3 protein-coding genes are annotated in these 5,869 nt (G+C 66.1%); 1 reads left to right on the top strand and 2 read right to left on the bottom strand.

Annotated elements, in window-relative coordinates; all coding sequences use genetic code 11:
- Positions 1-841: 841 nt before the first annotated feature.
- Positions 842-2,710 carry a S9 family peptidase gene (locus NZM16_RS02530; protein ID WP_295478299.1) on the top strand — a complete coding sequence of 623 codons (1,869 nt, stop codon included), beginning with the start codon at positions 842-844 and terminating at the stop codon, positions 2,708-2,710.
- Positions 2,711-2,933: 223 nt separating this feature from the next.
- Here NZM16_RS02530 and NZM16_RS02525 read toward each other — a convergent pair whose 3' ends face one another.
- Positions 2,934-3,317: a cupredoxin domain-containing protein gene (locus NZM16_RS02525; RefSeq protein WP_295478297.1), complete on the bottom strand. Its 384-nt coding sequence runs from the start codon at positions 3,315-3,317 to the stop codon at positions 2,934-2,936.
- A 324-nt stretch (positions 3,318-3,641) separates the two neighbouring features.
- Complete coding sequence (locus tag NZM16_RS02520; protein WP_295478294.1) at positions 3,642-5,459, bottom strand: M1 family aminopeptidase; 1,818 nt, start codon at positions 5,457-5,459, stop codon at positions 3,642-3,644.
- Positions 5,460-5,869: the final 410 nt, after the last annotated feature.

Raw genomic sequence — 5,869 nt, 5'->3', positions numbered from 1 at the left:
CCCTGCGCCGGGCCTTGGTGCATCAGCGGGGGGCATCCCGGGTAGGTGGGGAATTGTTTCACTCGCCGGATCGGATTCGACGGATGCCTCCATCCACCCGGGTTGCGCTGTGGGGAGCCGTGGAGCTGGCGAAGCGTCTGGCAGGTTGAACCCAGCTGCTGATCACCAGCGGAGGTTGCTTCTCTGGGATTTCCGTGGGTCAGTGAGGCCGCTTCGGTGGTCTCACCAGCCCACTCGACAAAAATCCCCCTCTTCCCAGGCGGATGTCCGTCTACTTCACAGATCAGCAAGATCTGGACACCACACTGCGCAACATCCAGGAAGAATATACCCAGGTTCTGCGGGAGGCCGGCCGGATCCCGTAAGGCGGATATTTCCCGCTCAGAGGAAGCGGGTGGGAGGAAGGTGTCTTCCTCTCACTCGTTCAGGAGGCGAGCCATGCCTGGGGCGTATCTTTACACACTATTATGGGCAGGTGGGACGGTTCTCTTCATCATCGGCTCCAGCATCGCTACAGGAGCGCTGGCGCGTCTGATCGCCCGGTGGCGGGGATGGGGCCGGATCCGTCAGCAAGATGTGTTCGCCGGGTATGCCTTCGCCGCGCCATGGATCGTCGGCTTCGTGATCTTCGTGGTGGCCCCCACCCTGGCTTCGCTTTACTGGAGCCTCACCAGATCCATCCCAATATCCGTTCAAGTCGGGCAAAAACATGCACGGCTTGTCCTTCTTCAGAGCCAGGATTATAAAGAAGCGCTACGTTCCGATTCGGAGCGCAAACGTCTCCAGAACCCAGCGGATCGGCTTTCGAGCCGCATGCACATCGGACAAGGAGGTGCAACCGATGAGCGATCCAAGCAAGCTCCCCTACGGCCTCTGGCCCAGCCCCCTCACGCCCGACCGGATGGCGGCCTCGATCCGCCTGACCGATGTCCTATGGGATCGCACGGGGCAGACGCTGATCTGGCGCGAGGAGCGATCCGGCCGCGGGGTCCTAGTGACCCGCACGCTGGATGAGGCCCCCCGGGACCTCACGGACTCCGGATCCGTCCGCGCCCGCCTCGCCTACGGCGGCGGCGAGTTCACCGCCGGCCGCGAGGCCGTGATCTTCGTCGGCGAGAACGGCCGGCTCTACCGCCTGCCCCTCGCCCACGGGCTCCCGCGCCCGATCACACCGCCCTTCGGCAACGCCGCCTCCCCGGCTCTCTCCCCGGATGAACGCTGGGTCATCTACGTTCACTCCGACGGCCAGACGGACGTCCTGGCCCTCGTCGACGCGGAGGGGAGGCTCTGGCCCCAGAAGGTCGCCGAGGGCGCTGATTTTTACATGCAGCCGGTCTGGCACCCCGATGGAACACGCATCGCATGGATCGAATGGGATCATCCGAACATGCCCTGGGACGGGACGCGGCTCCGCCTCGCCCGTCTGGAGGGCTCACCGCCCCGACCGGTTTCCATCGAGACCATCGCCGGCGATGACCGCACGCCCGTCTTTCAGCCCGCCTTCTCCCCCGATGGCCGCTTCCTGAGCTATATCCTCACGGAGGGGGAGTGGGACGCCCTGGTGGCGCTGGATCTGGAAACCGGCGCGCGCCGGATCCTGGTGGAGGGCACCACCCTCGCCCCGCCCGCCTGGGTCCACGGCCTTCGGGTTTACGGCTGGAGCCCGCGAGGGGATCGCGTTTTCTACCGGCGCAACGAAAACGCCTTCGCCTCACTGGAGGTCGTGAACCTGAAAGGGGAAATCGCCCGCCTGGACCTGGGCCCCTACACCTGGTTCGAGCAGCTGACCGTCGCGCCGGACCGCGAGGCCTTGGCGATGATCGCCGCTTCCCCGGTGATCCCTCCGCGCATCGTCTCCTATGAGGACGGCCGCCTTCAGGTCCACCGCTTCTCCAGCGCGGAACGGATCCCGCCAGATCATCTGTCCATCCCCCGCCCGATCCAGTGGACGGCCTCCGATGGCACTGCCGTCCACGGTCTGTATTATCCGCCGACCGCCCCTGGGATCGAGGGATCTGGCCTTCCGCCAGCGATCATCAGCGTCCACGGCGGCCCGACCTCCCAGCGGGTTGCCACCTACAACGCGGACGCTCAGTTCTTCGCCACCCGGGGCTTCGCTTACCTGGAGGTGAATTACCGGGGAAGCACCGGCTACGGCCGGTCGTATCGCGAGGCGCTGAACGGGCGATGGGGACTGCTGGATGTGGAGGATGCCGTCGGTGGGGCCCAGGCGCTGGTGGAACGGGGCCTGGCGGATCCGCAACGGCTGGTGATTATGGGCGGCAGCGCCGGCGGCTACACGGTCCTCAACGCGCTGATCCGCTATCCGGGGTTCTTCCGGGCCGGGATCTGCCTCTACGGCGTTACCAACCTGTTCACCCTCGCCGCCGAAACCCATAAATTCGAGGCCCGCTATCTGGACATCCTGGTCGGGCCGCTCCCGGAGGCCGCAGCGCGCTACCGAGAGTGGTCGCCGATCTTCCACGCAGACCGGATCCAGGATCCGATCGCCATTTTCCAGGGCGCCGAGGATCGGGTGGTGCCGCCGAACCAAGCGGAGGCGATTGTTGAGGTCCTGCGCCGGCGAGGGGTTCCCCACGTTTATCGGATCTACGCGGGGGAAGGACACGGCTGGCGCCGTGCGGAGACCGTTGCGGCCTTCTACGAGGAGGTGCTGGCGTTCCTGCGCCAGTATGTGCTGTTCGCTTGAGGCGGATCCCTCTGAAACGCATCGCCTTGCCCGCTCGGCGCGCAGGGACGGGTTTCAGGCCCGCCCCTGCGCGCTTGCTTCTTTATGCGATGCTCACGCAGCCGTGGGATAGGCCCTGAACGAGCCCCCTAGCGGTTTGATCCTCCGGGGCCGAGCTGGCCGCTTGGCTCTCCCCAACCCGATCACCCCTACGCAGTGGGAAGGCGTCGCCCCGCGGACTCCTTCAGGGCTGGACCGTCAGCGTTCCGACCATCCCGGCCTCCTTGTGCCCGGGCACGGTGCAGACATACTGATACGTCCCCGGCTTATCCGGCGCCTTCAGGGAAAGGTTCAATTTCTGGCCAGGCTGAATGGCGTCTTTTTCAACCAGAACCGTCTTCCCATCGGCATCATAGAGCACGAAGTTGTGCTCCAGGCTTCCCCGGTTATCCAGCGTGATCTGCAAGGTCTGGCCCGGCTTCGCCGTCAGGGTGTTCGGCTTATAGTACATGTCTCCCATCTCGATGACGATGCCCGGCGCTTCGCCGGTAGCGCCCCCTCCGCCGCAGGCGGCCAGCAGGAGGCCCAGCGCCAACAATACCCCCAATCCCACCATCATCCGTCGCATGATCGGCCTCCTTCCTCGAGGTTCTCACGAGCTTATTTATGCTAACCACAATTCGTGAAATTGGCTACAAATCAGGTCCCTAAAATCCGAAGGCCGGGTCCAAATTCTGCGGCGTATCTATCAAAGGCTCGCGGTGCGTTCCACTCGCAGGGACACGGCGCGCCCTTGGCGATGAAGCCCTTCCCCTCTTTTCCTTCAGCCGTGAGGGCTGTAGGGAAAAAAAGGGGCTGGCGGACCGCTTTCGACGGCCTGCCAGCCCCCCCAATCCCCGGAGGGAGCCCTCGTTCGCGCAAAGGGCGTCGAATGCATCGCCCGCGTTATCGATTACGGCTGGGCTTCCATCAGCATCCGGAGCAACATCCGCATCAGCTCCCCGATGTTCGGGTCCGCCAGCATCTCCGTCAAAGGACCCCCACGGGGCAGATCCGCCGATGTGATCCCTGTTCCTTCTACCCATTTCCGGTAGAAAGCCTCCGCCCGTTCCTTCCCCCAGATTTCGGCCAGGGCCGCCCTCCACGAATCCCCCGTCGCCCACCCGAACCGGTGCCGCTCCAGATACCGCTGCAGAAACACCAGGAACCGCTCCTCGCCCATCTCCCTCCGCAAGACCTCGAACATCCACGCGCCCTTGCCGTATACAACCGCCACGTAGTCCATCTGGGAATAGCGCTCTGCCGGAAGGTTCAGCGGGAGATCCCCTTCCATCAGACGAATGCGATACGGCAACAGCACCAGCGCGTCCCAGGCGGCCTCGGCCGCTGCCTTCCCTCGCACCCTTTCGATCCAGAACATGGTGGACCAGTTCGTCAACCCCTCATCCAGCCAGGGCTCCCGATGGGCGTCGTTCCCCACTATCCCATACCACCATTGATGGGCGACCTCGTGGACGATCACGAACTCCAGAATGTCGATCCCGTCGCCGCCGAACAGCGCTCCCAGATCGCCCATCCTGAACATCTCCTCCCCGATCATCACCAATCCGCTCGCCTCCACGCCGGCCGCCCCTCCGCTCAGGGGGACTTCCACCAGATCCAGCTCCGGGAAGGGATAGGGGCTGAAAACCTCGCTGAAGCGAACCAAGGCATCCGCGGCCGTCTCCAGCGCCGCCTCCGCCTGCCCGGGATCGGCCCGGACAAAGAAGCCGTTCACCCGGAAGCCCTCGCGCTCCAGCTCCTGCCGGTCCATGGGGCCGATCACCATCACCACGTTCCGGGCGAAGGGCGCGGCGATCTCCCGGACCTCCCCCCGGGAAGCGCTCTCAACGCCGCTGACCGCCGCCTCCATCCCTTCCGGGACTGCCAGGCGGATCCAGAAGTGGGCGGCCTCTGCCTGGTGGAGATCCCCGTTCTCCCACGGTGGGTCCAGGACACAGCGCCCGTCCTCCACCCGCGCCACCTCCGGATAACCGTAGTAGACCACCATCCGCCCGTCCGGATGCGCCCGCATCAGGCCGTAGCCCGTCGTCCGGGTTCCCACCGTCGTGGTGAAGAGCAGCTCCGCCTCCACCTGCCCACCGGGCGGCAACGGCGAGGGGAGCGTCAGGGTGAGGGCCGTGCGGTCTGGACTCCAGATCGGCCGGGTGATCTGCCCCGCGATCCGCGCCTCTCCCACCTCCAGTCGACTGCCGCCGGAGGACCGGGCGTTGGCGAAGGCGCGGAAGCACAGAGCGGTCAGAGGCGCCCTCTCCCGGTTCCAGTAGGTCAGCCGCAGGCGGCCCCGCAGCCGCCGGGCCTCCGGCTCCACCCGAAGGGCCATCTGAACGCGGGGTCGGCGATCGTCCGGGGTCAGGAACCGTCGGGCTTGCGGTGCCAGTCCTTTGGCGAGGACCTCGAGATCGGGATCGGGGAGATCCGGGAGCGCCTCGGTGGCCGTGGTGCCACCTTCCTGCCCAGGCGACGGGGACGTCGGTCTCGGGGCAGGAGGCGGCAAGGGGGTGGCGGTCGGTGAGGGCGTAGGGGACGGAGTGGGGGTCCGTGTAGCCGTCGGGGTGGGCGTCGGTGTGGGAGAAGGAAGCATGATCCGGCGAGCGAGACCATCCTCGCGGGACAGCATGGCACCGATGGCGATGCCCCCCAGGCAGGCGCCGATCAGCAAGGTGAGAATCCCTATTCCGATCAGCAACCCGCGAAGCCACCCGTTCATGTAGACCTCCGATCTTGGCCCCAGGCTAAGGATGAAGGGATTCTGGAACCCGGCTCGCCCAGGTAGGATGACCCACCATCCGTGCTGTGCAGCTCGCGGGAGATCGCCCCGGAGCCCCATACCTGTTTCAGGCGTTGCCGGGCCTCCCGAGGATCCAGCGTCGGAATCCGGAAGCTCTGCGCGGAGAGCGCCAGGCCAGCATCGAGGGGGCTGCCGCCGCAGCCCCCTCTGCTCCGGTTTTCCAGGCGATTCCCGCGGGGCCTCCGGCGGCGGCCTACCGCCGGCCCTGCCACCACCGCAGGAACTCCGCCTCGAACGCCCCGGGGTCCACGCCCAGATGTTGGCGCATTCGCTCGGGCGTGAGATCCCGGGCGATGCCCTCCCAGGTGGCTTCCACCAGGATCCCAATC

It is taken from the genome of Thermoflexus sp., from assembly GCF_025055495.1.
In the GTDB taxonomy this organism is placed as follows: Bacteria; Chloroflexota; Anaerolineae; order Thermoflexales; family Thermoflexaceae; genus Thermoflexus.
This window is presented reverse-complemented; position numbering and strand designations above follow the sequence as displayed.